27 protein-coding genes and 2 tRNA genes are annotated in these 26052 nt (G+C 68.1%); 13 read left to right on the top strand and 16 right to left on the bottom strand.

What is annotated here, in order from left to right:
- Positions 1-33 precede the first annotated feature (33 nt).
- Entirely contained in the window at positions 34-1056 is a 1023-nt protein-coding gene (locus WBG79_RS26050; protein WP_337360171.1) for a carbohydrate ABC transporter permease, read from the bottom strand.
- A 112-nt stretch (positions 1057-1168) separates the two neighbouring features.
- On the bottom strand, positions 1169-2410 hold the full coding sequence (locus WBG79_RS26055) for an ABC transporter substrate-binding protein (RefSeq protein ID WP_337360172.1): 1242 nt from the start codon (positions 2408-2410) through the stop codon (positions 1169-1171).
- A gap of 165 nt (positions 2411-2575) precedes the next feature.
- On the opposite strand from WBG79_RS26055, the gene WBG79_RS26060 reads away from it, so the two are divergent.
- Positions 2576-3667 (top strand): hypothetical protein, encoded by a 1092-nt coding sequence (locus WBG79_RS26060; RefSeq protein WP_337360173.1) that lies wholly within the window; start codon positions 2576-2578, stop codon positions 3665-3667.
- A gap of 168 nt (positions 3668-3835) precedes the next feature.
- On the opposite strand, the gene WBG79_RS26065 is transcribed toward WBG79_RS26060, so the two are convergent.
- The 5 genes from WBG79_RS26065 to yacG all read right to left on the bottom strand — a co-directional run bounded on the left by WBG79_RS26065 (position 3836) and on the right by yacG (position 8326).
- Positions 3836-4738, bottom strand: coding sequence for an ABC transporter substrate-binding protein (locus tag WBG79_RS26065; RefSeq protein ID WP_337360174.1), 903 nt, complete (start codon positions 4736-4738; stop codon positions 3836-3838).
- A gap of 379 nt (positions 4739-5117) precedes the next feature.
- Entirely contained in the window at positions 5118-6851 is a 1734-nt protein-coding gene (locus WBG79_RS26070; protein ID WP_337360175.1) for an adenylate/guanylate cyclase domain-containing protein, read from the bottom strand.
- The gene (locus WBG79_RS26075) at positions 6851-7702 is read right to left on the bottom strand and encodes an SDR family oxidoreductase (RefSeq protein WP_337360176.1); all 852 of its coding nucleotides are present in this window, start codon (positions 7700-7702) and stop codon (positions 6851-6853) included. The genes WBG79_RS26070 and WBG79_RS26075 overlap by 1 nt, the downstream gene beginning before the upstream one ends.
- A 138-nt stretch (positions 7703-7840) precedes the next feature.
- Positions 7841-7916, bottom strand: a tRNA-Phe gene (locus WBG79_RS26080).
- A gap of 215 nt (positions 7917-8131) precedes the next feature.
- Entirely contained in the window at positions 8132-8326 is a 195-nt protein-coding gene (gene yacG / locus WBG79_RS26085; RefSeq protein WP_443147517.1) for a DNA gyrase inhibitor YacG, read from the bottom strand.
- 143 nt (positions 8327-8469) lie between these two features.
- On the opposite strand from yacG, the gene WBG79_RS26090 reads away from it, so the two are divergent.
- Entirely contained in the window at positions 8470-9114 is a 645-nt protein-coding gene (locus tag WBG79_RS26090; RefSeq protein WP_337360178.1) for a hypothetical protein, read from the top strand.
- A gap of 13 nt (positions 9115-9127) precedes the next feature.
- On the opposite strand, the gene WBG79_RS26095 is transcribed toward WBG79_RS26090, so the two are convergent.
- The 5 genes from WBG79_RS26095 to hisD form a co-directional block, all read right to left on the bottom strand.
- Positions 9128-9766, bottom strand: a complete 639-nt coding sequence (locus tag WBG79_RS26095) for a Maf-like protein (protein ID WP_337360179.1) — start codon at positions 9764-9766, stop codon at positions 9128-9130.
- A gap of 79 nt (positions 9767-9845) precedes the next feature.
- Complete coding sequence (infA, locus tag WBG79_RS26100; protein WP_337360180.1) at positions 9846-10064, bottom strand: translation initiation factor IF-1; 219 nt, start codon at positions 10062-10064, stop codon at positions 9846-9848.
- Positions 10065-10200: 136 nt separating this feature from the next.
- Positions 10201-10647: an arsenate-mycothiol transferase ArsC gene (locus WBG79_RS26105; RefSeq protein ID WP_443147518.1), complete on the bottom strand. Its 447-nt coding sequence runs from the start codon at positions 10645-10647 to the stop codon at positions 10201-10203.
- Positions 10648-10652: 5 nt separating this feature from the next.
- The gene (locus tag WBG79_RS26110; RefSeq protein ID WP_337360181.1) at positions 10653-11141 is read right to left on the bottom strand and encodes a UPF0262 family protein; all 489 of its coding nucleotides are present in this window, start codon (positions 11139-11141) and stop codon (positions 10653-10655) included.
- A 33-nt stretch (positions 11142-11174) separates the two neighbouring features.
- Positions 11175-12464 (bottom strand): histidinol dehydrogenase, encoded by a 1290-nt coding sequence (hisD, locus tag WBG79_RS26115; protein ID WP_337360182.1) that lies wholly within the window; start codon positions 12462-12464, stop codon positions 11175-11177.
- A gap of 187 nt (positions 12465-12651) precedes the next feature.
- Between hisD and WBG79_RS26120 the strand changes: the two genes are divergently transcribed.
- Positions 12652-12891 carry a hypothetical protein gene (locus WBG79_RS26120; protein WP_337360183.1) on the top strand — a complete coding sequence of 80 codons (240 nt, stop codon included), beginning with the start codon at positions 12652-12654 and terminating at the stop codon, positions 12889-12891.
- 2 nt (positions 12892-12893) lie between these two features.
- Here WBG79_RS26120 and WBG79_RS26125 read toward each other — a convergent pair whose 3' ends face one another.
- The 3 genes from WBG79_RS26125 to murA form a co-directional block, all read right to left on the bottom strand.
- Positions 12894-13319, bottom strand: a complete 426-nt coding sequence (locus WBG79_RS26125; protein ID WP_337360184.1) for a DUF2948 family protein — start codon at positions 13317-13319, stop codon at positions 12894-12896.
- A gap of 159 nt (positions 13320-13478) precedes the next feature.
- Positions 13479-13739: a hypothetical protein gene (locus WBG79_RS26130; RefSeq protein WP_337360185.1), complete on the bottom strand. Its 261-nt coding sequence runs from the start codon at positions 13737-13739 to the stop codon at positions 13479-13481.
- Positions 13740-13848: 109 nt separating this feature from the next.
- Positions 13849-15153, bottom strand: coding sequence for a UDP-N-acetylglucosamine 1-carboxyvinyltransferase (gene murA / locus WBG79_RS26135; protein ID WP_337360186.1), 1305 nt, complete (start codon positions 15151-15153; stop codon positions 13849-13851).
- Between the two features lie 797 nt (positions 15154-15950).
- Between murA and WBG79_RS26140 the strand changes: the two genes are divergently transcribed.
- The 7 genes from WBG79_RS26140 (at position 15951) to WBG79_RS26170 (ending at position 21605) form a co-directional block, all read left to right on the top strand.
- Positions 15951-16025: transfer RNA gene (locus WBG79_RS26140), tRNA-Thr, on the top strand.
- A 204-nt stretch (positions 16026-16229) separates the two neighbouring features.
- On the top strand, positions 16230-17138 hold the full coding sequence (locus tag WBG79_RS26145) for a DUF7146 domain-containing protein (protein ID WP_337360187.1): 909 nt from the start codon (positions 16230-16232) through the stop codon (positions 17136-17138).
- Positions 17128-18225: a hypothetical protein gene (locus WBG79_RS26150; RefSeq protein WP_337360188.1), complete on the top strand. Its 1098-nt coding sequence runs from the start codon at positions 17128-17130 to the stop codon at positions 18223-18225. Before WBG79_RS26145 ends, WBG79_RS26150 begins: the two co-directional genes overlap by 11 nt.
- Positions 18213-18710, top strand: a complete 498-nt coding sequence (locus tag WBG79_RS26155) for a hypothetical protein (RefSeq protein WP_337360189.1) — start codon at positions 18213-18215, stop codon at positions 18708-18710. Before WBG79_RS26150 ends, WBG79_RS26155 begins: the two co-directional genes overlap by 13 nt.
- Before the next feature lie 67 nt (positions 18711-18777).
- Entirely contained in the window at positions 18778-19299 is a 522-nt protein-coding gene (locus tag WBG79_RS26160; protein WP_337360190.1) for a hypothetical protein, read from the top strand.
- Positions 19289-19780 carry a hypothetical protein gene (locus WBG79_RS26165; RefSeq protein WP_337360191.1) on the top strand — a complete coding sequence of 164 codons (492 nt, stop codon included), beginning with the start codon at positions 19289-19291 and terminating at the stop codon, positions 19778-19780. The genes WBG79_RS26160 and WBG79_RS26165 overlap by 11 nt, the downstream gene beginning before the upstream one ends.
- Complete coding sequence (locus WBG79_RS26170) at positions 19767-21605, top strand: phage terminase large subunit family protein (RefSeq protein WP_337360192.1); 1839 nt, start codon at positions 19767-19769, stop codon at positions 21603-21605. Before WBG79_RS26165 ends, WBG79_RS26170 begins: the two co-directional genes overlap by 14 nt.
- On the opposite strand, the gene WBG79_RS26175 is transcribed toward WBG79_RS26170, so the two are convergent.
- Positions 21606-21920, bottom strand: a complete 315-nt coding sequence (locus WBG79_RS26175) for a hypothetical protein (protein WP_337360193.1) — start codon at positions 21918-21920, stop codon at positions 21606-21608.
- Between the two features lie 376 nt (positions 21921-22296).
- Between WBG79_RS26175 and WBG79_RS26180 the strand changes: the two genes are divergently transcribed.
- The 3 genes from WBG79_RS26180 to WBG79_RS26190 are packed head-to-tail and all read left to right on the top strand — an operon-like array spanning position 22297 to position 26050.
- Positions 22297-22878, top strand: a complete 582-nt coding sequence (locus WBG79_RS26180) for a hypothetical protein (RefSeq protein ID WP_337360194.1) — start codon at positions 22297-22299, stop codon at positions 22876-22878.
- Positions 22878-24281 carry a phage portal protein gene (locus tag WBG79_RS26185; protein ID WP_337360195.1) on the top strand — a complete coding sequence of 468 codons (1404 nt, stop codon included), beginning with the start codon at positions 22878-22880 and terminating at the stop codon, positions 24279-24281. Before WBG79_RS26180 ends, WBG79_RS26185 begins: the two co-directional genes overlap by 1 nt.
- Entirely contained in the window at positions 24278-26050 is a 1773-nt protein-coding gene (locus WBG79_RS26190) for a prohead protease/major capsid protein fusion protein (protein ID WP_337360196.1), read from the top strand. Before WBG79_RS26185 ends, WBG79_RS26190 begins: the two co-directional genes overlap by 4 nt.
- Positions 26051-26052: the final 2 nt, after the last annotated feature.

A 26052-nucleotide genomic window follows, 5' to 3' on the forward strand; every position in this document is an offset into this window, starting at 1 on the left:
ACCTCGGCGTGCCGAACGAGCCATCGGTGCCTCCTAGGCCCTTCCGAACGAACGCCAGGTCCTCACCAGGACGGGCGACAGCAGCACGAGCACGCCGCCGATCGTCAGCACCGAGGTGGCGGCGGCCGACGACAGGAGCCGGGTCTCCCCTCCGAGATCGGAATAGATGAAGTAGGACAGCGACTGGGCATGAGCGCCCGCGTTGAAGCTGACGATCGGTTCGAAGACACGGAAGTTGTCCATGATCTTGATGAGCGCCATGAAGGTCGTCAGCGGCAGGAGGTGCGGGATCACGATGTAGCGGACGCGCTCCCAGCGGCTGGCGCCGTCGATCATCGCGCTCTCCAGCGTGTCCTGCGGCACGGTCTGCAGGCCGGCGTAGTAGACCACGAAGGCGAAGGGCGCCGTCGACCAGATGCCGTAGACGATCAGCATGATCCAGGTCAGCGTCGTCGAGGCCTTCAGGGAGAGGTTCGGGTCGCCGGCGGCCCACTGCACGGCGGCGCCGATGATGCCGCGCGAGTCGACCATCCAGAACAGGATCAGGGCGCCGACCAGGGGCGTGACGATCATCGGCAGGAGCGAGACGAAGATCACGGGCCCGCGGAAGAGGCGCGGTATGGCGTTGACCGCCAGGGCCACGAAGAAGCCGAGCGCGATCGACAGGGGGGTGACCGTCGCCATGTAGGTGAGCGTGAAGGCGAGTGCCCGGTAGAAGGGCAGGTGCAGGATGCGGTCGAAGAAGTCGCCGAGCCGCGCCGAGCCGGCCCAGGCGGCGGCCAGTTCGGAGAAGGCCAGGTGGGACCTGTCGCCGTAGATGCCGAGGCCGACGAAGCGCCCGAGGGGCTGATCGGCGCGCAGGGCCGCGGTGGCGTCCTGGTCCACGGTCGTCGACTTGGTGCAGCCGAAAGGCGTGCAGTTCTCGACTTCCCGGATCACCTGCTCGTGGGGCGCGTGGACCGACTGGACCAGCACCGACACGATGGGCAGGGCGATGAAGAGAAACATCGCCGTGGCGGTGGGAAGAAAGAACGCCAGGAAGGTCTTGTGCCTCATCGGTCGTTCCTCGCGACGCGAAGCCGGTCGGCGACGGCGCACGGCGGCGCCGTCCCCCTGTCGACGGTTGACGGTGGTTGCCGGAGCCGGGTCTAGCGGACGCGGGACGGGTTCACTTCAGGAACCCTTTTTCCTTCGCGGCGGTGACGTAGGCGGCCTGGATGTCCGCGAGCGTCGTCGCCGCGTCCTTCTTGCCGGCCAGGAACGGCGCGAGGCCGTCGCCGATGGCGGTGTGGAGGAGGCCCATGTAGGGCAGCATGGGGTAGGGCTTGGCACCCATCGCCATGGTCTGCATGACGCCCTCGTTGACCGGGGCGGGCTTGTAGCCCTTGATCATCCAGACCGCCTGACCCATCGTCTCGTCGTTCAGGATGCTGGGCGAAATGCCGTTCTTCATGGCCAGGAACGTCGCCTTGGCGTCGTCCTCGGAGATGTTCTTGGCGACCGTCCAGCCGTCCCACCACAGGGTGGTCGCCGGGATCTTGCCGCCGCCGACCGTGAGGGGCGCGCCCACGGCCGTGTTGGCCGCGACGACCGGATCGTTGCCCTCCTTGACGGTCAGGACGCCGGTGCGGGAGCCCCACATGCTCATCAGGGCGACGTTCCCGGCCTTCCATTCTGCGCTGGTGGCATTGGAGTCGTGCGTGAGGAAGTCCGGGTTCATGTAAGCGCTGAGCGCCTTCATCATCTCGAGCGCGGCGACGCCTTGCGGGTTGTTGATTGCCGGCTCCGCCGAGCCCGGTTTGAAGAACTCGCCGCCGTAGCCGATGTACATGTTGACGAATTCCTGGGCCAGATTCCAGCCGGCCTGGTAGGCGCCGCCGACTGGATTCTTCATCAGGCCCTTTTCACGGATGATCTTTGCGGCGGCGAGGAGCTCCTCGTAGGTCTTCGGCGGCTGGACGCCGATCTTCTCCAGGACGTCCTTGCGGTAGACCAGATGCTGCGAGTTGGCCATGAAGGCCACCGCCATCACCTTGCCGTTGATCGTGATGAGCTGGTTCTTCGGGATATCCGCGCCGTGCGCGGCGACCAGCGCATCGAGCGGTCGGATGACGTTGTCGTTCATCAGGGCGACGATCGACGACGTGGCGATGATCGCCGACGTGTATTCGGCAGGGTTTCCCTGCATCCCGGGCAGGTTGATCTTCTGGTGGTTGGCCGTCAGGTTCGACGAGACGGTCAGGCTGCCGGTCGCGCACTTCGCGGCGTTGGCTGCCACCGTCTTGATGGCCGGGAATTCGTTACCGACGATGTTCACCCGCCCGCTGGTCGCGCCGCAGTCGGCGGAGGCGATGGACGCCGAGGCGAGGAATGCTGCGACCGGTATGGCGGCTTTCAGAACCTTGTGCATGTGGCGCTCCGTCCCATTGGCCCGGCCCGGGCTTCTGCGGCCCGGATTTCCGGCGGTCGAAGACAGCCTATGCCCCGTTGCATTCGTTTGCAAGACCGGTTTGAATACGATTGCAAATTATTCGTGCCGCATGACCTCCTGGGCCTCAGTTGGAGATCGACCGCCATGTCCGAGCACCCGCCTTCCCCGTCCGGCACCCTGCGCAGCCGCTTCCGCGACCGGCTTCTCCGGCTCGCCGGCTCCCCCGCGGACGCCACGGCGGACGTCCTGGCGGCCATGGCGGCCCCCGCCTCGGAATGGCGCGTCGCCCACCCGATCAATCGGCTCGCCGGCACCGAGGCGGCGCTCGCGCTGGCCTACCTGCCCCTGAAGCACGCGTTGCCCGACCTTGAACGGCGGGACGTGGTTTTCGTCGGGGGCAGCTACGAAGGACGGATGTACCTCGCCGCGGTCGGCCACTACTGCGGCACCATGCGGGGCGACTGGCTGGGGATCCCGGCGACCGGAACCCCCGTCTACCTGCGCTATGGCGAGGTCTACGAGGTCACGCCGGACGGCACGATCTTGCAGGCGAACCTGCTGTGGGACGTGCTGGACCTGATGCGGCAAGCGGGCGTGTGGCCGCTCGCCGAGCCGCTCGGCTCGCCCGAGGCCTGGTCCGGGCCGATCACCGCGGACGGCGTCCGGCTGGAGCCGAGCGATCCCGGCGCCTCGGCCGCCAGCATCGCCCAGACCCTCGCGATGCACCGGACCCTGGCGGAGTTCGACGACCGCAGCCGGCTGTCCTTCGACAACCTGATGGCGATGCCCCAGCGCGAGCACTGGCATCCGAAGATGATGTGGTACGGCCCCGCCGGCATCGGCACGACCCGGGGGCTCGACGGCTTCGTCGCAGGCCATCAGCTCCCGTTCCGGATCGCCTTCCACCGGCCGCAAGGAAGCTTCGAGGACGTGACCGCCGAGCGCCGCCGCCACGGTGCCGGCCACTATATCCGGATCGGCGACGGCCCTTACTCGGTGACGGGCGGCTGGCCCTCCGTCTACGCCTTCCACGCGGGCGGGGGCTTCTGCGGCCTGCCACCGACCAACAAGCCCGTGTTTATGCGGGTGATGGACTTCTACCTGCACGATGAAGGGTTGATCCGCGAGAATTGGGTGCCGCTCGACATGCTGGACCTCTTGGCCCAAATGGGGTTCGACGCCATGGGCCGCATGGCCGAGCTGCTGAGCCGGCGCACTCGGGCAAGTCGGGTCTGAGAGGTCGCGTTTTCGCGTGTGCTGGCATTGCCCGGCGTCAGGCCCCGCCCCGGACTTGTACTTTCATGCTCGATGCCTCCACGGCCAGGGTCCAAAGGCAACCAGCGTGCCGATGACGAGGGCCGAATGCCTGCATGTTGGCCAGCCCAGTGGCCGGCCGGTTTGCCCTCAGGGCTCGATAACCTCGTCGGCCTGGAGCAGGATCGAATTCGGAATGGTGATGCCGAGAGCCTTCGCGGTTCCGAGATTCACTGCCAGCTCGAAGATCGTTGGGCGCAGGACGGGCAGGTCCGCCGGCTTGGCACCTTTGGCGAGACGCGCGGCATACGCGCCGGCCTGACGATACGCCGCCGTAAAGCTTGTCGCGTAGCTGACGAGCCCGCCGTCGGCGACGTATGAGGATTGATCGTAGATGGCGGGCAACCTGCGCGCAGCTGAAAGCTCGACTATCTTCTTTCGCTGACTCGTCTGGAAGGGGCTGCCCGCAACGACGAGCGCCTCGGCCCCGGCTTCACTGATCTTTGCAAACGCGGCCTCGAAAGCGTCGCTGGTCGCGGATTCCGCAACGACGAACCGCCGTCCCAGCTTGTTGACGGCAGCTTCGAGCTCGCGCCGGGCGGATTCGACCGCCGGATAATTGGGATCCAGCAGCAAGCCGACCAGATGCGCTTGCGGCACAATCTCTAGCAGTAACTCTGTCCGTTTGGCAGCAAGCTCGCCACCTCCGAAGAAGGTCAGTCCGGTCAGGTTGCCGCTCGGCCGGGCGAGATTGTCGACGAGGCCGGACTTCACCGGATCGTCGGCAGCGACGAAAACGATCGGGATCGTAGACGTGGCAGCCCGTGCGGCCTCCACCGCGACGCTGTTGCCGACGATGACCGACACTGCCGAATCGACCAGCTCGCGGGCAATCCCCGGCAGGAGATCCGGATTGTTGTTTCCCCAGCGATAATCGATCCTGACCGTCTCGTTTTCAACAAGTCCCTCGTCTGCGATGCCGGCACGAAAGGCCTCGGTCAGGGCGGTGAACGGCCCAGCAGGCGTACTGCGAAAGAGTACGATGACGGGCATTCCGGGCGTCTGCCCCGCCGGGGAGCGAGAGCCAGACCCCAAGACAGCCGCAACCATGCCCAGAATGGCTCCGCGCCGGCTCGGTGTGCCGTAACGGCGCGGCCTTGAGCCCCGCGGGACACTCCGCTTGTTGCCCGGTGGCCCGATCAGACGATCATCCATCGCCGCACCTGCAAGTTCCGCCTGATCCGGACAGGGTCGCGCCCGAGCATAGTCCCAGGACTGAGACATGGGAACGATGCACCCCATTGAATACGTGCACAGGGATTGTCGGCCGTCGCATTCTGGCCTGCCCGACATCCCGGGGAACGACGATCCGGTGCCAAGCGGACCGGTCCTGCCGGCGACCCACCATCCAGGCCTGACCGAACACGTCGCATCAGGACGCGGCTTGGCCCGTCGTCAAGGCGAAGACGGCAATCGGATCGTCGAACCCCTTGATCGTGAACGAGCCCTTGTCGACGATCCGGTCGCGCCAGGCCTCGACGTCGGCGAGGGTTCGGTCGACGAGGATCTCTCCATCCGCCGCCGCTGAGCAGAGCCGGGACGCGAGGTTGACCACGCTGCCAATCGCCGTGTAGTCGGACCGGCTCTCGTTGCCGACACGTCCCACGGTTGCCTCACCCATGGCGAGGCCCACACCGAAGCCGATGCGATGCCCCTGCATCCGCCATAGCGCGACGAGCGCCTGGACGTTCGTCTGCATGTCGGCTGCGAGATCGAGGGCCCGTCTGCCGGGATCGTCCGCCGAGACGGGGGCGTTGACGAGAACCATGACGCCGTCGCCCGTGAAGCTCGCCAGAGTTGCTTCGTGGGCTGCTATGACGCGGCCGAGCGCCTCGTAGTAATCCGAAAGCACCTTCATCACCTCCTCGGGCGGCGCCTTGGCTGAGAAGGCGGTGAAACCGCGCAGGTCGCAGAAGAGCGCCACAACCAGCGTGCGCCGCGCCTCCAGCAAGGATCCGTCGCCGCTTCGGTCGACGAGTTCAGCCACTTGCGGCGCCAGAAACCGCTTCAGCCGGTCTATGCGCTCCTGTCGTTCCAGCGAGAGCGCGAGACCTTCCGCCATGGCATTGAAGCTCTCCGCCAACCGCTGGAGTTCATCACCCGAGTCGATCTCGACCCTGTGGCCGAACTCGCCTGCGCCGATCCGCTTAGTGCCCTTTTCAAGCAAGCGGATAGGGCCGGAAAGGCGGTTGGCGAGCCACCACGCAAGCAGCGCGGCAAGCGCCAGACCGGAGATGAGCAGGACCGCGGTGCGCCAGATCGCGGCGTAGATGGGACCGTAGGCTTCTGCCAAGGGCTGCACGACGACAACCGTCCAGCCCGGTCCAGCGACAGACGCCGATGCGGCCGCGACCGCGAGCCCTTGCGCATCGACCGCCGTCGCGAAACTGGCTGTGCCGAGCGCTTCCCGGATCGCCCGGAAAGGCCTGTGGCTGTCCTCGTCGTCTCCCTTGAGCACGAGGCCGAGGTCGGGATGGGCGATCAGGCGGCCGAGCTCATCGAGCACGAAAGCGTAGCCGGTGTTGCCGACCCGGATGACGGATATGACGTCCCAAATCAGCTTCAGGTTCACGTCCGCGACCGCGATGCCAACGGAAGGCCGGTTACCCGCCATCGCAACCGTCATGTAGGGTTCGGATCCACGGTTGTAGGTCACTTGGCCGTACCAAAGGCGACGGCTGCGCGCGCCTTCCACGGCTGCATCGCGGCGGTGGTCCGTACGGCCCTCCGTTCGGTTGAGTCCGACGCGCGAAACATAGACCCGCTCTCGCCCGAGTCCGTCGACCAGCATCAGGTTGACGACGGCGGGCACCTGGCGAAGGAGCCGCAGAGCGTCGATTTGCCTGCGCTCGTCGATTTCTTCGGTCCAGGGCAGCTGGACCAGCCAGCCGAGCTGATCCGAGATCCCTTGCACGAAGTTGCCGATACGGTTTGCGGCTCCACGGGCCTCGACCCCCAGGAGGGCGTCAAGCCGGGCCCGCTGGTCTTGATAAGCGAACCACGCTTCGACGATCCCGTTGGCCGTCAGGGGCACCGCAACAGCGAGGAACAGGGCGATCAGGTACTTGGTGAAGAGCGAGCGCAAGTCATCCCTCCACGCCACCATCAGTAGGCCCGCGTGAAACCGCCGTCCTGCAGCAGGTTGAGTCCGGTCATGTGGTCTGAGACCTCGGAAAGAAGCATGGCGATCGTGCGCGCCGCCTCCTCGGCCGACCCGTACTTTCGGAGCGGCACGTTCTCTGTGTCTTGCGCGAGGAGCTCGTCCAGCGCCACGCCGGCGGCATCCGCGCGGCCTTGGAGCAGGCTCAGGTAATGCGGCGTCAAGGTTCCCCCGAACGAGACGGTGTTGACGTGTATGCCCTGCGGACCGAGCGCGAACGCAAGGGTCTTCGCCTGGGCGAGCCACGCCGTCCGCAAGACGTTGGCGGTCGCATAGTGGCTGAGCACCTGGACAGACGAGATGCCCGAGACGATGACCACTTTGGCCCGCACGCCGGCAGCAGGCCGGGGGCTCATCTTTCCGATCGCGGCCTTGAGCACCCCAAGCGGGCCGAGGAAGCTGCCGTCGAACAGCGCATCCCAGGCTTCGGGGGCAGGCATTGGATCGGCCGTTCGGGCCGGCTGCGGCGGCATGATGACAGCGCCGTCGAGGGCAATGTCGGATCCGGCCAATGCAGCCGCGAACCTTGCGACCGACCCTCGGTCCGCCATGTCGACCTCCAAGGCGGAGTGGCTGCCCTGACCGCAGGACTTTAGATCGGCGATCAGGGCCTCCATCACGGCCGGTCGCCGGCCGACCATTACCAAGTCGTGGCCTGCGCTCGCCAGCTGGCGGCAAAGCACAACGCCCATGCCGCCGGTCGCCCCCGTTACGAGATACCGTCCCACCCATGCCTCCCGATGCGTGCGGATCGCCGGGAACGCATCAAGGCACGCCGCCTCGGTCGCGTCCAGCACCCGGCCAGGTCGCGCAGGTCAGTGGCCACAAGGGGTCGGCTGGCGAACTTCCACGGACGGGTCTGGACACCCAGGAAGGTTAAGTTCCTGCTTGAATCAGTATTCTTTTACAGCAATGGAAGAGTACGAATGAGATTGTGGTGCCCAGGGACGGAGTCGAACCGCCGACACGCGGATTTTCAATCCGCTGCTCTACCAGCTGAGCTACCTGGGCGCCGCGCCGGGAGGCCCGGCGGGAGTGCGGGGGGTTATAGTGGGTCGGGGCGGGTCTGTCCAGCACCTCCGCGGCGGATTTCGAAGGAGGTGCAGGACCGGGCCCAAGGGGCTCCCGCACCTCGCGATTCGGCTCCGCGGGAGCGTCGTTTCGGGCACGGGCGAGGCGGTCGACGCCGATGGCGAACGCCGACGGCGGGCGCCGGGCTCGACGCGTCAGGACCGCGTATCCTCCTCGTCCGGATCGTCGCTCTCCACCGCCGGGATCGCGTAGGCGCCGCTCAGCCAGCGGTGCAGGTCGACCTTGCGGCAGCGGTCAGAGCAGAACGGATAGGTGGCGGCGAGCGACATGCGCGAGCAGATCGGGCAGGGGCGCGCCTTGCGGGTTTTCGGGACGACGGGGTCGGTCATCATCTCTCCGGAAGGGAGCCGGCTTTTCGCCGGGCGTCGTGTCTCAGGTCCAAGATGGCGATCCGGGCGTAGGATGCAACGACCGCCCGGCCGTCGACGGCCGCCCCAGCCGGGCCGGAAAGAAGGGCGGCGGGAGGACCAGCATGCAGGCGAGACGAATCCGGCCGGCCGTGCGCCCTTGCCGGCAGCCCCCGGTCCATCCGCGCCATCTGCGCAGCCGGGCCGTGGCCGCGACCCTGCCCGCGCCGGCACCCTGGCACGCCGCCGCTTTGCTGGCCCTGGCCGCCCTTCTCCTGCTCGCCTGGCCGGCGCCCAACCGCGCGGCCGCCGCCGAGGCGGAGTGCTTCAGCCAATGCGTCCCCGAGCGCCTCGCCGACCGGACGCCGCTCGATCCGGTGGTTCGCGACGCGGTGAAGACCTGCCGGGATCTCTGCGAGGTGGCCTTGCGCGAGCGGCTCGGCACGACGCTCGCCGCCTACGAGACCTGCCGGGAAAAGGACCTGTCGGACCAGGATATCCTCGCGGTCCGGCAGGCGAGCGGCCCCTATTTCCTGATGCTGACCAACTTCGTCTGGGCGATCCGCAACCCGTTCCCCGACCGGGTCCTGCGCAGCATGGAGATCCGCCACTACGGGCCGACGCTCAACGAACTGGGCTACGAGGCGAAGACGGTCGTGCTCCCCGGCGAGACCGGCACCTTCGTGATGCTCGACGTCAACCAGATGCTGCCGCAACTGAAGCACACCCTGAAGATCGCCCGGCTCACCTATTGCGACAAGGCGGGCTGACCCGGCCCCCGTCTCAGATCCCGGGGGTGAGCAGCGGCGAACTCCAGCCGGCCCGGACCGGATAGCCGGCGCCCTCCAGGAGCCCGAGCGTCTCGGTGAGCGGAAGCCCGACGATCGCCGTGTAGGAGCCGACGATCTTGACGACGAAGCCGCCCGCGATGCCCTGGATCGCATAGGCCCCCGCCTTGCCGCGCCATTCGCCGGAGGCCACGTAGGCGTCGATCTCGTCGCCCGAGAGCCGCTTGAAACGCACGCGCGCATCGACGAGGCGCGAGCGCACGCTGCCCTTGCCCGACACCACCGTAACGCCGGTCCACACCCGATGCGACCGGCCCGACAGCAGGCGGAGGCACGCGTAGGCCTCGTCGATTCCCTCCGCCTTGGGCAGGATGCGCCGCCCGACGCTGACCACCGTGTCGGCCGCCAGCACGGCGGCGCCCGCCCACTCGGACGTCCTGCACCATTCGTGGATGGCCGCCGCCTTCTCGGCGGCGAGGCGGGTGGCGAGGCTGCGCGGCTGCTCGCCCTTTTTCGGAGTCTCGTCCAGGTCCGCCGGCTTCAGCGCGTCGGGTTCGACGCCGACCTGCTGCAGGAGGCCGAGCCGGCGGGGAGACGCGGAGGCGAGGACGAGCTTCGGGCGGGTGTCGGGCATGGGCGGATCCGGTCGGGACCTCGGCCGGGACCGTCGCGGAAACGCCCTTGTCCGGGCGCGTCCGCAAGGGACCCGGCGGTCACTTGAAGCGGTAGGTGATCCGACCCTTGGTGAGGTCGTAAGGCGTCATCTCGACCAGCACCTTGTCGCCGGCGAGAACGCGGATCCGGTTCTTGCGCATGCGTCCGGCGGTGTGCGCGATAATTTCGTGGTCGTTCTCGAGCTTCACGCGGAACGTCGCGTTGGGCAGGAGCTCGATCACGATGCCGGGAAATTCCAGGATCTCTTCCTTGGTCATCGGATGTCCGGGTGAAGGGGTTCGAAAAGGTTCGCGGAACCTAACGGATCGGCGGCGAAAAGGAAACCTCTGGATTGGCGGCGCCGTCGGGCGCTCCCGCCCGCCGCGGAAGAGGCCGCGCACCGGCCGCCCGGCCTCAGTCGTGCGCCTTCGGGTTCCAGCCGAGCCGCTCCTTGATCCGCTTCGTGAGCCCGTCGCGCACCGCCCTGTAGGCGTCCAGGATCTGCTCGCGCGAGCCGGAGGCGAGCTGGGGATCGGCCGTCGGCCAGTATTCCACGTCCATCGCCATCGTGCGGGTCATGTCGAGCGCCTTGTGGTGGGCCTCCGGCGCCAGCGTGATGACGAGGTCGAAGTTGGAGTCCTCCAGGTCGTCGAAGGTCTTCGGCTTATGCCGGGAGATGTCGATGCCGATCTCGTCCAGCACCTTGACGGCGAACGGGTCGAGCTCCCCCTGACGCACCCCCGCCGACTGGAAGTAGATGCGCCGGTTGAACAGGTGCTTGGCGATGGCCTCCGCCATCGGCGAGCGGACCGCATTGAGCGAACAGGCGAAAAGCACGGCGCTGGGGCGCGGGCGCTCCACCGGGGTCAGCCTTTCCAGTGCAGCGCGCAGACGAGCGTGAACAGCCGCCGGGCGGTGTCGAAATCCATCGCCACCTTGTCGGCGAGGCGTTCCATCAGGACGCGCGAGCCCTCGTTGTGGAGTCCCCGGCGCCCCATGTCGATGGCCTCGATTTGCCCCGGGCTCGCCGTGCGGATGGCCGCGTAGTAGCTCTCGCAGACGAGGAAGTAGTCCTTGACGATCTTGCGGAAGGGCGTCAGCGAGAGGATGTGGGTGAAGCGGCCGTCGGAGGCCGTGTCCGAGATCTCCAGCATCATCTTGCTCTCGACCAGGCTGAGCCTCAGCCGGTACGGCCCTCCGTCGTGTCCGTGCGGCGCGAACACGTTCTCCTCGATCAGGTCGTAGATCGCGACGGCCCGCTCGTGCTCGACGTCCGGCGTCGAGCGCGCGATCGAATTCTCGTCGAGCACCACCTCGACGAGGCGGGCGCCCGGTCTCGTCTCACCCTCCTCCATGGCCACCATCCCCCCGAGTCCCCGCGAAGCCTGTCACAGATTGAGGCGGATGGCGACCGACCGCCCGTGCGCGTCCAGTCCCTCGGCGCGCGCGAGCGTGATGGCGGCCGGCCCGAGCGCCCGGAGCGATTCGGGACCGAGCTTCAGGATCGAGGTGCGCTTGACGAAGTCGAGGACCCCGAGCCCGGAGGAGAAGCGCGCCGACCTTGCGGTCGGCAGCACGTGGTTGGAGCCGCCCACATAGTCGCCGATCACCTCCGGCGTGTGCCGGCCGAGGAACACGGCCCCGGCGTTGCGGATCCGCCGCATGAGCGCCTCCGGATCGTCGGTCGCGATCTCGAGGTGCTCCGCCGCGATCCGGTCGGCGAGCGGCACCGCCTGGTCGAGGGTCTCCACCAGGATGACCGCCCCGTAGTCCCGCCAACTCGCCCCCGCGGTCTCCCCGCGCGGCAGGAGCTTCAGCTGCCGCTCCACGGCCGCTTCGACGGCCGCGGCGAGCTCGGCCGAGTCCGTCACCAGGATCGACTGCGCCGCGGTGTCGTGTTCGGCCTGGGCGAGCAGGTCCGCGGCCAGCCAGTCCGGGTCGTTCGCCGCATCGGCGACCACCAGCACCTCGGAGGGCCCGGCGATCATGTCGATGCCGACCGTCCCGAACACCCGCCGCTTCGCCGCCGCCACGTAGGCGTTGCCTGGCCCGACGATCTTGGCCACCGGCCGGATCGTCTCCGTCCCGTAGGCGAGCGCCGCCACCGCCTGCGCGCCGCCGACCCGGTAGATCTCGTGCACCCCGCCGAGCTTCGCCGCAGCGAGCACCAGCGGGTTCAGCCGGTCGTCGGGCGTCGGCACGACCATGACGATGCGGTCCACGCCCGCCACCGCCGCCGGCACGGCGTTCATCAGCACGCTCGACGGATAGCTGGCGGTGCCCCCCGGCACGTAGAGCCCGACCGCCTCGATCGCCGTCCAGCGCGACCCGAGCTCGACCCCGAGCGGATCCACATAGTGGTCGTCGCGCGGCATCTGCCGCTCGTGATGCGCCCGGATCCGGTCGCGCGCGAGGGTCAGCGCCGCCAGCGTGTCCGCGTCCACCGTCGCCGCCGCCGCGTCGACCTCATCCGCCGTGATCCGGATGCGGCCGGCGATCTCGACCCGGTCGAACCGGCGCGACGCGTCCACGAGCGCCGCGTCGCCGCGGCTCCGCACGTCCTCGATGATGCGGCGGACCGCTTCGTCCACCTCCTCGGAGACCTCGCGCTTGGTGGCGAGGAAGGCGGAGAACCGGCTCTCGAAATCGGCGTCGCGGGTCGACAGGCGGATGGCCAAGGGTCTGCTCCGGGGGAGGGATCGCGAAGGGGCTCCACCTCTAGCGGAAACGCCGCGCGGGAGTCCATGCGGCCCGCCAGCCCTGGCGCGACCCGGTCCGGGTTTCGACGGATGCCGCCCTTAACGCCGACGCAAGGGAAGAAGGACGAGGATCGGAGCGGCCCGGAACCGGACAGGGAGGCAGTCGATGCGCGTGACCGAGCGGGAAGCCCAGAGGAAATGGTGCCCCTTCGTCCGGATCGAGGGCGACAACCGCATCCACAACATGCTGACGGACGGCTTCGACAAGGAGCACCTCTTCCATCATTGCATCGGCTCGGCCTGCATGGCCTGGCGGGTCTTCTCCTATTCGCACATGAAGGGCGGCGACATCCTCGACGCCCATGGCTACTGTGGCCTGGCCGGCAAGCCGGAGGCGAGCGACTGAGGTCAGACCTCGTGGGCGGGCAGCCGGGCCGCCCAAGCCGCCCCGAGGTCGGCGAGCTGCGCCTCCAGGCACTCCACGGTCAGCCGGATCGCGCCGCCGCCGGCAAAGACCAGGTCCACCATGCCGGCCGGCGCATCGGTCTCCGAGAAGGTCACCGCCAGCAGGCACAGCACCTCCCCCGGGCGGTCCTTCGGCACGCCGGAACTCTTGACCGACAGCACGCGGTCGAAATGCAGGCAGGCCCGCCGGCGCTGGCACGTGCCCGTTTCGGGCTGCTCCTCCCAGGCGAGCCGGTTCATGGCGACCACGAAGCGCTTATCGCGCGCCTGCCAGCGAAGGTCGCCGACCTTGAGGACAGCGTCCTGGATGCAGGCGGAGACGACTTTCAGGTCCTCCGCGTCGAGCGCCATCAGCTTGAGAGTCTTCATCACGCCTACCCCGATCCGCAGCGCAGTTTCGTGCGGCTGAGATAGGAAAGCCGACGTCCCGGCGCAACATCTCCACGGCGTAGCGGACGCAAAGGGTAGGAAAACGAAACGGCCCGGAACAGAGGTCCGGGCCGTTGCGAGGGAGCCGTTAAGGCACGATCAGTAGACGTAGACCTTCGGACGCTTGACCTTGTAGACCGGGACGACCGGGTAGTAGTACGGCCGCACGACCACACGCGGGCGATAGACCCGGTAGGCCGGGGCCACGTAGATCTTGGCGCCTGCCTGGTAGGTATGGCCGAAATCCTTCGACAGGCCCTGCACTTCGTCGAGGCCGACGGTGCCGGCGGCGGCCGAGCCGGCCGAGCCGAGCGAGAGGGCGGCGGCGGCGGCCGCGGCGAGCACGAAACCACGAATCATGAATATCCTCCGAACCTGACGCCCCCCTGACACTACAGTCCGGAAATCGCGTCCTGACAAGGGTCTAGCAGCATCACGTTTCCAATCGATTTCAAGCCCGAATAAATTTCTAGCGGGACCCCTCGCCGCTCAGCCGCTCGATGGCGGCGCCGCAGCGCGAAAGCTTCTCCTCCAGCCGCTCGAAGCCCCGATCGAGGTGGTAGACGCGGGACACCGTCGTATCGCCCTCCGCTGCGAGCCCGGCGATGACGAGCGAGACCGACGCGCGCAGGTCCGTCGCCATGACGGGCGCGCCGATCAGGCGGTCGACGCCCTCCACGGTCGCGACCTGGCCGTCGAGATGGATCCGCGCCCCGAGCCGGACGAGCTCGGCGACGTGCATGAAGCGGTTCTCGAAGATGGTCTCGGTGATTCGCGTCGTGCCCTCGGCCCGCGTCATCAGCGCCATGAACTGCGCCTGCAGGTCCGTCGGGAAGCCGGGGAACGGCTCGGTGGTGACGTCGACGGGCCGGATGCCGCCGCCGTCGCGCCGGACCCGGATGCCGGTCTTGAGCGGCTCGATCGAGACGCCCGCGTCCGCGAGCACCCCCAGCGCGCTCGACAGGAGCTCCGGCGCGGTGTTGACCAAGTCCAGGCTGCCGCCCGTCATGGCGACGGCCATCGCGTAGGTGCCCGTCTCGATCCGGTCCGGCAGGACGCTGTGCCAGGCGCCGTGCAGGTCGCGCTTGCCCTGGATGCGGATCGTCTCCGTGCCGGCCCCCTCGATCTCCGCCCCCATGGCGACCAGACAGGCGGCCAGGTCGACCACCTCCGGCTCGCGCGCGGCGTTCTCGATGACGGTTTCGCCCTTCGCCAGCGTGGCGGCCATCATGACCGTATGGGTCGCGCCGACCGACACTTTGGGGAACGTCACGCGCCCGCCGAGGAGCCGCCCGCCGGGCGCCCGCGCCACCACGTAGCCGCGGTCGATGTCGATGTCCGCCCCGAGCGCCTTGAGGCCCGAGATGAAGAAGTCCACCGGCCGCGTGCCGATCGCGCAGCCGCCCGGCAGCGACACGCGCGCCTCGCCCATGCGGGCGAGCAGCGGCCCGATCACCCAGAAGCTCGCCCGCATCTGGCTGACGAGTTCATAGGGAGCGGTGGTGTCGACGATGTCGCGGGCCTGGAAGTGGATGGTCTGCCCGGCGAGCGGGTCCTGCCCCGGGCGCTTGCCGTCGAGCGAGTAGTCGACGCCGTGGTTGGTCAAGATCCGCTGCAGGAGCGCCACGTCGCGCAGGCGCGGCACGTTCTCGAGCGTCAGCCGGTCGGGGGTCAGGAGACCCGCGATCATGAGCGGCAACGCCGCGTTCTTCGCCCCCGAGATCGGGATCGTGCCGGAAAGCGCGTTGCCGCCGACGATGCGGATCTTGTCCATGGATCAGGTCTTCCCTCAGGCCCGCTCACCCCTACCCTCGCCCGAAGCCATAGCCCGCCGCCCCGGACCGGACAAGCGTCGCCGGAGGGTGTGGCCTTGGTTCCGCGCCCCTGGGTCCTGCGCCCGCCTCGTCCACCGCCGCCGGGCCCGGGCCGTGCCGGTCCGGCACTTGCCCGCCGCCTCGCCGAAGGACGATCGAGGCCGGCCGGGTCTTGCCTCGTCGCCGACCCGCGCCCGCGCGGCGGACTCCGACCGACCGCCGCAACGCTCTTCCAGCGGGTTCGGCCTGACGCGTCAGGCCCGCGCTTCGATCCGCCCCGTCCGTTCGGGCTTTGCGATCCGCCCTGTCCGGCTGCGGAAATCAGTCCCTCGCGGCCGACCCGCGGCTTCCATCAGCCTCCGGGGAGCCGGGGCCGCGATCCGCCCCGCCCGGCCCGGCCGGCCCCGTGCCGCCGACGGCGGCGCCGGAAACCTCGCCCGGCCCGGCCGGCCCGGCGCCGCCACCCGCCCCGGGATCGCCCTCGAGAGCTTCCTTGCGCCGGCGCAGATTCGCCCTGAGCGCTTCGGCGAGCCGCCGTTCCCGGGCTGCACGCTCCGCCTCCGCCCCGCCGCCGCCTTTCCGCCCCATGACCGCCGATCCCCTCCGAATCCGGCCGAGTCTATGCCCGAAAAGGGGCCCCCGGACAGCCGGCCCGGCATTTCCCTCGACCACGAGGCTTGCATGGCCCGCCGCCCTGTGGCAGATACCCCCGGTCCGCCGGACGGGCCGCCCAGGCCGCCCGCCCCCGCCGCGACCCGCTGCCGTAGCTCAGTGGTAGAGCACTCCCTTGGTAAGGGAGAGGTCGAGAGTTCAATCCTCTCTGGCAGCACCATCTACCTTCTTGAAAAATAAGGGATTTTCGGAACGCCGGTTTGGTGCGAAAGCGCCGAATGCGACCGGAAATGACCCAAAATCACGCCACAATGCGGGGAATTTCCGGGAACTCCCCAGCGGACCGCCAGATCCACAAAAGCAAACCGCCGCTCCGGCTGGTACCCGGAACGGCGGCAAATGCGGCAAGCAGTCGACGAAACTCTTGCGGACCGAAAAGTACCGCACCACGGGTCCGTCCGCAACTGTCCTCGATCCTCGCGCGGTCGCCGATCGTCTCGGCGGCGAGGTCCAGGGGCGGCGCGTCCTCGCGCCCGGACCCGGCCACCATCCTGCGGACCGGTCCCTCTCGATCCTGATCGACCCGAATGCCCCCGGGGGCTTCGTCGTCCATTCCTTCGCGGGCGACGACCCGCTCGTCTGCCGGGACCACGTCAAGGCGATGCTCGGGGTCGCCAATCCCAAATTGGGATCGGCACCGGTCGACCTCGGGGCCAATTTTATCCCCAGGTCCGACCCGTCCGATGAGGAGCGGACCGCAACCGCGCTCCGGATCTGGGGCGAGGCGGGCAGCATCGTCGGGACGCGGGTCGAGACCTACCTCGCCCGCCGTGGCGTCCGGCTCCCGCCCGGTGCGGCCGGGGAGGCGATCCGCTACCACCGTCGCGGCTACATGGTCGCGCTCGTCCGCGACATCGAGACCGATGCCCCGAAGGCCATCCACCGGACGTTCCTGACCCCCGACGGCCGCAAGGCGGACAGGAAGGCCCTCGGCCCGATCGGCGGCGGCGCGATCAAGCTCACGCCCGACGCTGACGTAACCTATTCCCTCGGCCTGGGCGAAGGGATCGAGACGGTCCTCAGCCTCCGGAATACGCCCGAGTTCGGACCCGGCCCGGTCTGGGCGACGATCTCCGCGAACGGGCTCCGCTCCTTCCCGGTCCTTCCCGCGATCGAGAGCCTCTGGCTCGCCGTCGACGACGATCCGGCCGGACACGCGGCGGCGGCGGAGAGCGCCCGCCGCTGGTCGGATGCCGGTCGGGAGACATTCACGATCCGCCAGCCCGGCGGCGACCTCAACGATCGGGATCAGGAGGTCGCCTATGCGCGCTGACCTCCCCCCGCTTGAGATCCTCGTCAACGGCATCCCGTACGACGAGCACTTCGCCCCGATCATCGAGGAGAACCTCCGCAAGGACGAGGAGCGCCGTCGGCAGAGGCAGAAGGACGAGGACGAGGCCCGCCGCCGCGAGGAGTTCGAGGCGTTCGCGGCTGCCCTCGACGAGGTCATCCCCGAGGACGATCGGCGACGGGATGAGACGCTCCGGCGGCTCATCGGGTTCACGACGCCGACCACGGACGCCGAGAAGGCCGACGCCCTCCGCGAGATCGCCGAGCGCCACGCGCGCCGCAGGAAGGCCCCGCCGACCGTCTCGATCCAACTCGCCGAGGCCCTCCGTCTCCTCCGCGATCGCTGGGGATCGGACCTCGTCCTGCCGAACGACGACGCGGGGACGACCGACCTCTTCATCATCCTCTCGCTCATCCGGCGCGTCCGGCCGCTTGACCGGCGGGAACTCATGGCGATGTCCGAGGCGATGATCCCCGACATGGACCCGCGTCGCCGCGTCGCCCAGGTCGATCGGATCATGACAAAGCCCTACCAGTGGACCGCGACGTCGATTGGAAGGCACCTCAACCTGACGTACGACGACCGGAAGCGGCTCAAGATCAAGGCGATCCGCTGCTACGACCTCACCCCCGCCGAGGTCGCCGATCGGCAGAAGGCCGAGCAGAGGGAGGCCCGCCGCGAGCGCAACGGCGCGATCCCGCGTGACGAGTTCCTGCGCCAGGGCGAGGCCCGGCGCGAGGCCGTCCGGGCGTCCGGGGTCTCGCAAAGCAAGTGGTACAAGCGGCCGAAGGACGTCCGGGACCGCGAGGTCGCCGAGGCGTACGAGCGCCTCTTCGGCAGCCCGAAGCCGGAGCGCAAGGACCGGCATGAGCCCCGTGGAACGGTACGTCGCGAACAATACCCTTTGAAGTCCCCGTTCACGACCAACCGTTCCTCGACGGGGAACGCGATCGAGATCCGCGAGGGAAAGAGCGTCCCGATCCGTCCCGATCCGGCCCCCGATCCGATCCCTCGCGGTCCAGATCAACCCCGGAACAACACCTTCGGAGGCCACAAATGGATGAACTGACCCCCCAGCCCCTCTGCCCGTTCGAGGAGATCGTCAGCGACGGGCACGTCGTCGTCCTCCTGCAGCCAGAGGTCATAGAACTGGCCGAGCGCATCCGCGAGACGATGGTCAAGGACTGGCCGTCCCGAGCGACGATCCGCATCATCGTCCTGCTCTGGCTCGGTCGGTTCGCCTCGCTCCCCCCGGAGGCCCTTGCGTCAACGGCCGACGCGTACGCGAGCGCCCTCGCCTTTCGGGCCGAGGTCGATCCGTATGCGCCCGACGCGCTCCTCTCCGCGCTCGGCGGCCTCGCGGATCGGAGCGTCGTGCCGACCGTCGCCCAGGTGATGGCGATCATCGATGTGCACGAGGTCGGAATTTCCGCGCGAGAGATCGATCCGGATCACGCGGTCTGGACCTTCTGGATGGCGTGCGCCCGTGGCCGTGGCTCGGCGCGGAGGAGCGTGGTCGACACCATCGGGCCGACCCTCGGAGCGGTGCAGTAGGTACTTCCCGGGGCGCTGACCGCAGTGCGGCCGCAGCCCCCGATTTCGCTAGTCTCTCGGATCTCGAATGCCTGGAACCCTCACCAAGCGCGATTTCGGAAAGCGGATCGGGGTCTCCCCGACCCGGATGACGCAACTTGTCGCCGAGGGGCTCCCGATCGAGCCCGACGGCCGGGTCGACCCGGACAAGGGCGAGCGGTGGGTCCGGGAGAACCTCGACGGCCATCGGCGGGCGGCGGCGAAGCCCGGCGCGCCCGCCGACCTGGGCGGGACCGCCAGCCAGGTCCGTATGGCGAAGATGTTTCGCGAGGCGAAGCTCCTCGATCTCGAACTCAAGCGCCGCGAGGGAGAGCTCATCTCCCGCGAGGAGGTCGAGCGCCAGGTCTTCGGCCGTGCCCGGTTCGAGCGAGACGCGTGGACGGGATGGGCGAACCGAGCGGCCGTCGCCGTCTCGGCCGAGACCGGATCGGATCCGGCCCGGACCTTCGCGGTCCTCGACCGGCTCGTCCGCGATCACCTCGACGAGCTTGCCCGCACGCCACTAGAATACTGTTGCAACGAAAATAGGCGAGGTCGTTATGTTCGATGACGCATACAACATCAAATTAGTTTCATCCGCTTATCAATTTATCTATCGACTGCCGTACAAATCAGAAGGAGTTTCAAAGGAAATCAGCTTCAAGACCAACGTAGTTCAGGATGGCGGCATCAGCATAGGCGGGAGCCCGTTTCCAACCACGACAGAAGTTTGTTTTAGAGTAGGCGATCCAGAACGCGTAGACGACATGGTTTATAGAGGAAGAATAGTAGAAAGACCGCTTAGTTTCGGTAGTGTTGTGGCCATTTTCGAAGAAAATGATGTGAATTTTTTTATATGGGTTGACAACGAAGCATTTGACTTCATAGTTTGTCATGCCGAAAAGGGGCACAGTATTGTATTTAACATAGGTGTCTTAGGAAGAACGCTAAACGATGGGAACTGGGACGCTCAGGAAAATGATGAGCTACTAGCGATAGTAGGTTTCGAAAGCGTTTTTGCTTCGAGTGGCTGGGACGATGAGGATAGATGATGTGTGGCGCCTCGGCCTCGCGCCCGATCCACAGATGTCGGTCGCCGAGTGGGCCGAGCGATACCGTATCCTCCCCGGAACGGCGGGTGAGCCCGGTCCGTGGCGCAACGCCCGGACCCCGTACATGGTCGGCGTCATGGACGCCCTCTCGGTCGGATCGCCGTTCGAGCGGGTCGTCGTCATGGCTGCGGCTCAGACCGCGAAGACCGAGGCGGCGCTCAACTTTATCGGCAGCATCATCCACCTCACGCCGGGGACCACGTTGTTCGTGCAGCCGACCGACAGCGCGGCAAAGCGGGCAACCCGGACGCGCATCGATCCGATGATCGAGGCGACCCCGGACCTCCGCGAACGGGTCGCCAAGCGCCGGGGCCGGAACGCGGGCAACACGGACAGCCTCAAGACCTTCCCGGGCGGCGCGCTCGTCATCTGCGGCGCGAACTCGCCAGTCAACCTCCGCTCGCTCCCGGCCCGGTTCGTCCTCTTGGACGAGGTCGACGCCTACCCGGCGGACGTCGGCGGCGAGGGCGACGCGATCGACCTCGCGGTCGCCCGGACCGTCACCTTCCGGGGGCGGCGCAAGATCCTCCTGACCTCGACCCCGACGGTCGACGGCGCATCCCGGATCCAGGCAGCGTTCGAGGAGGGCGACCAGCGCCGGTTCTACATCCCGTGCCCCTCCTGCGACGAGACCACGGCGTGGTCCTGGGACATGGTCCGTTGGCCCGAGGGCCGACCGGAGGCCGCGCACATGGTCTGCCCGCACTGCGGCGGCGTGATCGAGGAGCGGGAGAAGCCGCGCCTTCTCGCCCTCGGCGAATGGCGCGCGACCGCCCCCGGCGACGGCCGGACGGCGAGCTTCCACGTCCCCGGCGTCCTCTCGCCGTTCAAGACCTGGGCCGAGCTTGCCGCCGATCAAATCGCGGCCGGGAAGGATCCGACCCGGTTGCAGGTCTTCACGAACACGGGCCTCGGCCTCCCCTGGCTCGACGCCGAGACCGGTCCGCTCACGGTCGACGCCCTCCTCCGGCGCGCGGTCGACGCGGATCCGCCGTGGATCGAACTCCTCCCCGAGAGAGCGGCCGTCATCACGGCAGGGGTGGACGTGCAGGATGATCGCCTCGAATGCGAGTTCATCGGCTGGGGGCGGGGTGAGGAAAGCTGGTCGCTCGACTACGCGGTCCTCGCGGGCGACACGACCCGCCCGGAAGTTTGGCACGCGCTCGATCGGCTCCTCCTCCGGCGCTTCCGGCACCCGAGAGCGGTCCCGGATCTCCCGGTTGCGGCGGTCGCGATCGACCACGGCGGGCACCGGTCGGCCGAGGTCTCCCGGTTCAGCGCCGAGCGGCTACAGCGCCGCGTGTGGGCCGTGAAGGGGCGAGGCGGGGACGGAATACCGCCATGGCCTAGACGCCCGCCCAAGGCCCGCCGTGGGGCGCTCGCGGCCGTCCATGTGGTCGGGGTCGACGGATTGAAGCATCAGCTATTCGGAAGGCTCCGCAGCGCGGATCCGCACGGTCCCGGAGCGATCCATATCCCGGGTGATCGTGAGGAGTGGTGGCACGCCGGGATCCTCGCCGAACGCCCGATCCGGGAATGGCGCGGCCGGGTCGCCCGGGTCGTCTGGCTCGCAGACCGAAATGTGCGGAACGAGCCGCTCGACGCCCGCGTCTACGCGATCGCGGCCTTGCACGGGCTCTACGCCTCCGGGTTCTCGCTCGACGACGCTGCCGCCCGGATCGCGGCGGCGCTCCCGCGCGCCGTCGCGGAGCCGAAGACGGCCATGGCTCCCCGGGTCATCCGATCGTCGTGGCTGGATTGGTGATCACTTCACAAGTGATAGCACTGTTGCAATCAGTGTAAGAACGATCAGTACAAAGATGCCCCAATCGTATTTCTTTTTCTTGCTTTCTTGCTTCCCAAGCCATGTTTCAACGTATTTTCGTGGTGGATCAGGCTCTTTATTTGCGTCAAAGATAATATATTTTACTTTAGCATCGTCTCCAATTCCTGTTGACGACAGTTTTTCTATCACGGCGTAAACACCTCGCGCCTTGAGACACCTATCCCAAATCCTGTGTTTCTCATCCTCCGACAATCCTGCAAGTCGCTTATCGCGCTCGTACGATGTCTCCGTCATCGAGACCTCCAACCTCGGTTAGCATCCAACGTGTAGTTTTTCCGCGATCCATAGTGAAGCTGTCCGCGAAGCTTATCCACGACAGTTCCGTCGGCCTTGAGGGCGTCGGGGCCGAGCGCCTTGCCCTTCGCGGCCGTGGCGGCCCCGACCTCTGTCTCCAGATGAAGCAGCAGACGAGTTGCGGCTCCGTCCGTAAGTGACACAGCGTAATTGCGGACGCATCCGCACTCACGACGCAGATATAATGCGGTTCCGTCCGCAATGTTGTCTATCATAGTTGCGGATCGGCCCGCGCTATTGCTCCGATTTCACGGACATATTGAAATTTACACGCCGATCGCGCTAAATAATCGGAGCCACGGAGCCCGACGTCGCGATGAAGACCTATTCGACCGCCCAGGTTGCCGCCGCTGCCGAAATCTCGACCCGCAACGTCTCGGACCTGATCCGGAGCGCGGAGCCTCGCCTCATCGCACTGCCCCCGGGCCGTGGACGGCACGGGTGGGACTTCACCTATCCGGACGTCCTTTCGATCGCACTCCTGGCGCGCCTTGCGCCGCTGACCGGAGATCCGCGCTGGACCGCGAAGGCGATCGCCGACTTCGTCTTCTCCGACGTCGCCTACGTCCGTGATCTGGCGCTCGCGCAAGGCGGCATCCTCGACGCGGAGCACGAGCGGAGGGTCTTCCAGGCGAATGCCCATCGGCTCGTCTGCGACTGGTCGACCGCGCCCGCGCCCCTGCGGCACCGGGATATGACCCGGCCGATCTTCGTCTTCGTCGACCCCTGGCTCGTCCAGAGCGGAATGCACGCCCTCCTGACCTTCGGGGTCGAGAACGCGGGCGACCAGATCGAGCCCGCCGCGCTCTTCGCCCGTGCCGGTCACGTCCTCAACCTGACCTGGGCTCTCGTCCACGCCGATCGCGCCCTCGCTGAGACCGCCGAGGAGGCTGCCTGATGGCCTTCCCGTTCGGTCTCGATCGCCTTCTCGCTCGCGTCGGCCTTGTGCCCGCGCGCCGCTCGTATGACGGCGGCGCGGGCGGTCGTCGCTGGCGTGGCGGCGGCACGATGCCGAACCAGAACACCGCCGCGCTCGCCGCCCGTGGGACCATGGCGAGCCGGGCGCGATATCTCGTCGCCAACAATGCGATGGCCGCCGCCGGGGTCGAAGCGTGGGTCTCGTCGCTCATCGGGACCGGGATCCGGCCGACGTCGACGCACCCGGACGCGTCATGGCGCGCCGCTGCGGCGCGCGCCTGGGACGCCTGGACCGATCGCGCGGACGCGGACGGGCTCGTCGACGGCTACGGCATCCAGGCCCTCATGGTCCGCCGCATGATCGTCGACGGGGAGGCGTTCGCGGTCGTCGGCCTCACCGATCACGGCGCAACCGTCCGGGTTCTCGATGCCGAGCAGGTCGACGCGACCGTGACCCGCGAACTCGACGGCGGCGCTCGGATCGTCCAGGGCGTCGAACTCGACGCGACGGGTCGCCGGGTCGCCTACCACGTCCTCCGTGACCGTCCCGGCTTCGGTCTTCGGATCGATCACGTCCGGGTCCCGGCCGAGGACATGGTCCATCTCCTCCGCATCGACGTCCCCGGCCAGATCCGGGGCGTCTCGTGGTTCGCGCCGATCCTCCTCCGCCTTCGCGAACTTGACGAGGCGCACGACGCCCAGGTCGTTCGGCAGAAGCTCGCCGCCATGCTCGCCGGGTTCATCGTCTCGCCCGACGGGCAGGTCCCGTTCGACGGCGAGGTCGCGGCCGGGGTCCTCGATGGCGGCATGGAGCCGGGGACGATCAAGATCCTGCGGCCCGGCGAAGACATCCGGTTCTCGGATCCCGCCAAGATCGGACAGGAGGCGATCGACTTCCTCAAGATCACGGCCCGCGAGATCGCTGCCGGTCTCGGCGTCCCGGCCTCGGTCCTGACGGGTGACTACTCCGACGCGAACTACTCCTCGCTCCGGGCCTCGATCGTCGAGTTCCGCCGTCGGGTCGAGGCGATCCAGCACAACGTCATCGTCTTCCAGATGCTCCGCCCACTCTGGCGGCGCGTGCTCGCGACCGAGATCCTCGCCGGTCGTCTCTCGGCTATCGGCTTCGAACGCGACCCTGAGGCGTATGTCGGCGCTCGCTGGATCACGCCGCGACAGGAATGGGTCGACCCCATGAAAGACGCCCAGGCCGAAGTCCTCGCCATCCAGAACGGCCTCATGAGCCGCCGCGCCGCCGTCGAGGCGCGCGGCCTCGCCGTCGAGGATCTGGACGAGGAGATCGCCGCCGATCAGGCCCGCGCCGACGCGCTTGGGCTCCGTCTCGGGTCGGCCCCTGCGCCGAAAGAGGAAACAGCCTCGTGACCCACGCGCTCCTGACCCGCCGTGCCCCGGGCGCGGCCTCGACCTTCGATCCGGATGCGATGACCGTCGAGGTCATCCTCTCCTCCGGCGCGCCCGTCGAGCGGATGGATCCGCGCGGACCGTTCGTCGAGATCCTCGACCTCGGCGGCGCACGCTGGCCCGAACGGATCCCGCTCCTCGACAGCCATTCGCGCGGATCCGTCGACGACGTCCTCGGCTACGTGACCGGCATCCGCCGGGAGGGCGACCGCATCGTCGGGATGGCGCACCTCTCCCGCAACAGTCCGAAGGCCCAGAGGATCGCCGCCGACCTCGGGGACGGCATGAGCTTCGGGATCAGCGTCGGCTACCACGTCGGGCGCTGGACCGAGAGGACGACCGGCGACCGCAGAGAGCGGGTCGCGGCCAACTGGACGCTCGTCGAGGCGTCCTTCGTTTCCATCGCGGCCGATCAGACGGCGCGGACCAGGAGCCAGACTATGGAAGAAGACGTCATCGAACAGACGGCCCCGGAGACCCGCGCGGCCGTCAACGCCGAGATCCGGAGCATCGCCGAGGTCGCGGGTTTGTCCCGCGCATGGGCCGATGCCCAGATCGACGCGGGCGCGACCGCCGAGGCGGCTCGCGACGCCGCGTTCGAGGCCATGCGGACCCGGTCCAGGCCGGTCGCGGAGATCCGGACCACCGACCACAACCGGCAGAGCCTCGACAATCCGGAAGCGTTCATCCGGGCGGCGGGCGAAGCCGTCTTCGCCCGGGTCGCCCCGAACCATCAGGTCAGCGAACCCGCCCGGCAGTTCGTCGGGATGAACTTTCGCGACCTCGCGATCGAGACCCTCAAGCGGTCCGGGATGAGCACCACCGGCCTCTCGGCGGCGACGGTCATCACCCGCGCCCTGCACTCGACCTCCGACTTCGCGCTCATCCTCGGCGACACGGTCGGCCGGGGCGTCCGAGCCGCGTATGCGGCCGCGCCCTCCGGCCTCAAGACCGTGGCCCGCATGATGACGCTGCTGGACTTCCGCGAGCGCAAGCAGCTTCAGATGTCGCAGTTCTCGACCCTCGAAAAGGTCAACGAGCACGGCGAGTTCAAGCGCGGCACGATCGAGGAGAGCGGCGAGGCCATCCGCCTCGGGACCTTCGGCCGGGTCTTCGGGGTCACCCGTCAGGCGATCGTCAACGACGACCTCGGGGCCTTCGCGGACGTCCCCCGCAAGCTCGGGATCGCGGCGGCGCAGTTCGAGGCCAATCAACTCGCGGCCCTCCTCGTCTCGGGCTCCGGCCTCGGTCCTGTCATGAGCGACAGCAAGCGGCTCTTCCACGCCGACCACGGCAACCTCGCGGCCTCCGGCGGCGCGATCGGCGAGACGCCCGTCTCGGCCGCGCGCCTCGCCATGCGGTCGCAGAAAGACGCGAGCGGGCAACTCATCTCGGTGACGCCGAAGTACCTCGTCGTCGGCGCTGAGCTTGAAACCACGGCCGAGAAGTTCCTCGCCAGCATCGCCCCGGCGACGACCGACGACGTGAACCCGTTCTCCGGCAAGCTCACGCTCGTCGTCGAACCCCGGGTCTCGGGTAACGACTGGTACATCGTCGCCGATCCGGCCGAGATCGACGGCCTCGTGTACGCCAACCTCGAAGGCGAGAGCGGACCGCAGATCGAGACCCGCTCGGGCTTCGACATCGACGGCGTCGAGACCCGGATCCGCCTCGACTTCGGCTGCGCCTTCCTCGACTGGCGCGGCTGGTACCGGAACCCGGGGGCCTAATC

The organism is Prosthecomicrobium sp. N25, assembly GCF_037203705.1.
Lineage (GTDB): Bacteria > Pseudomonadota > Alphaproteobacteria > Rhizobiales > Ancalomicrobiaceae > Prosthecodimorpha.

Coding starts and splice junctions, on each gene's coding strand:
- WBG79_RS26050 (WP_337360171.1), bottom strand. CDS start 1,056: ATGAGGCACAAGACCTTCCTGGCGTTCTTTCTTCCCACCGCCACGGCG.
- WBG79_RS26055 (WP_337360172.1), bottom strand. CDS start 2,410: ATGCACAAGGTTCTGAAAGCCGCCATACCGGTCGCAGCATTCCTCGCC.
- WBG79_RS26060 (WP_337360173.1), top strand. CDS start 2,576: ATGTCCGAGCACCCGCCTTCCCCGTCCGGCACCCTGCGCAGCCGCTTC.
- WBG79_RS26065 (WP_337360174.1), bottom strand. CDS start 4,738: ATGCCCGTCATCGTACTCTTTCGCAGTACGCCTGCTGGGCCGTTCACC.
- WBG79_RS26070 (WP_337360175.1), bottom strand. CDS start 6,851: ATGGTGGCGTGGAGGGATGACTTGCGCTCGCTCTTCACCAAGTACCTG.
- yacG (WP_443147517.1), bottom strand. CDS start 8,326: ATGACCGACCCCGTCGTCCCGAAAACCCGCAAGGCGCGCCCCTGCCCG.
- WBG79_RS26090 (WP_337360178.1), top strand. CDS start 8,470: ATGCAGGCGAGACGAATCCGGCCGGCCGTGCGCCCTTGCCGGCAGCCC.
- WBG79_RS26095 (WP_337360179.1), bottom strand. CDS start 9,766: ATGCCCGACACCCGCCCGAAGCTCGTCCTCGCCTCCGCGTCTCCCCGC.
- infA (WP_337360180.1), bottom strand. CDS start 10,064: ATGACCAAGGAAGAGATCCTGGAATTTCCCGGCATCGTGATCGAGCTC.
- WBG79_RS26110 (WP_337360181.1), bottom strand. CDS start 11,141: ATGGAGGAGGGTGAGACGAGACCGGGCGCCCGCCTCGTCGAGGTGGTG.
- WBG79_RS26120 (WP_337360183.1), top strand. CDS start 12,652: ATGCGCGTGACCGAGCGGGAAGCCCAGAGGAAATGGTGCCCCTTCGTC.
- WBG79_RS26125 (WP_337360184.1), bottom strand. CDS start 13,319: ATGAAGACTCTCAAGCTGATGGCGCTCGACGCGGAGGACCTGAAAGTC.
- WBG79_RS26130 (WP_337360185.1), bottom strand. CDS start 13,739: ATGATTCGTGGTTTCGTGCTCGCCGCGGCCGCCGCCGCCGCCCTCTCG.
- murA (WP_337360186.1), bottom strand. CDS start 15,153: ATGGACAAGATCCGCATCGTCGGCGGCAACGCGCTTTCCGGCACGATC.
- WBG79_RS26150 (WP_337360188.1), top strand. CDS start 17,128: ATGCGCGCTGACCTCCCCCCGCTTGAGATCCTCGTCAACGGCATCCCG.
- WBG79_RS26155 (WP_337360189.1), top strand. CDS start 18,213: ATGGATGAACTGACCCCCCAGCCCCTCTGCCCGTTCGAGGAGATCGTC.
- WBG79_RS26160 (WP_337360190.1), top strand. CDS start 18,778: ATGCCTGGAACCCTCACCAAGCGCGATTTCGGAAAGCGGATCGGGGTC.
- WBG79_RS26165 (WP_337360191.1), top strand. CDS start 19,289: ATGTTCGATGACGCATACAACATCAAATTAGTTTCATCCGCTTATCAA.
- WBG79_RS26170 (WP_337360192.1), top strand. CDS start 19,767: ATGAGGATAGATGATGTGTGGCGCCTCGGCCTCGCGCCCGATCCACAG.
- WBG79_RS26175 (WP_337360193.1), bottom strand. CDS start 21,920: ATGACGGAGACATCGTACGAGCGCGATAAGCGACTTGCAGGATTGTCG.
- WBG79_RS26180 (WP_337360194.1), top strand. CDS start 22,297: ATGAAGACCTATTCGACCGCCCAGGTTGCCGCCGCTGCCGAAATCTCG.
- WBG79_RS26185 (WP_337360195.1), top strand. CDS start 22,878: ATGGCCTTCCCGTTCGGTCTCGATCGCCTTCTCGCTCGCGTCGGCCTT.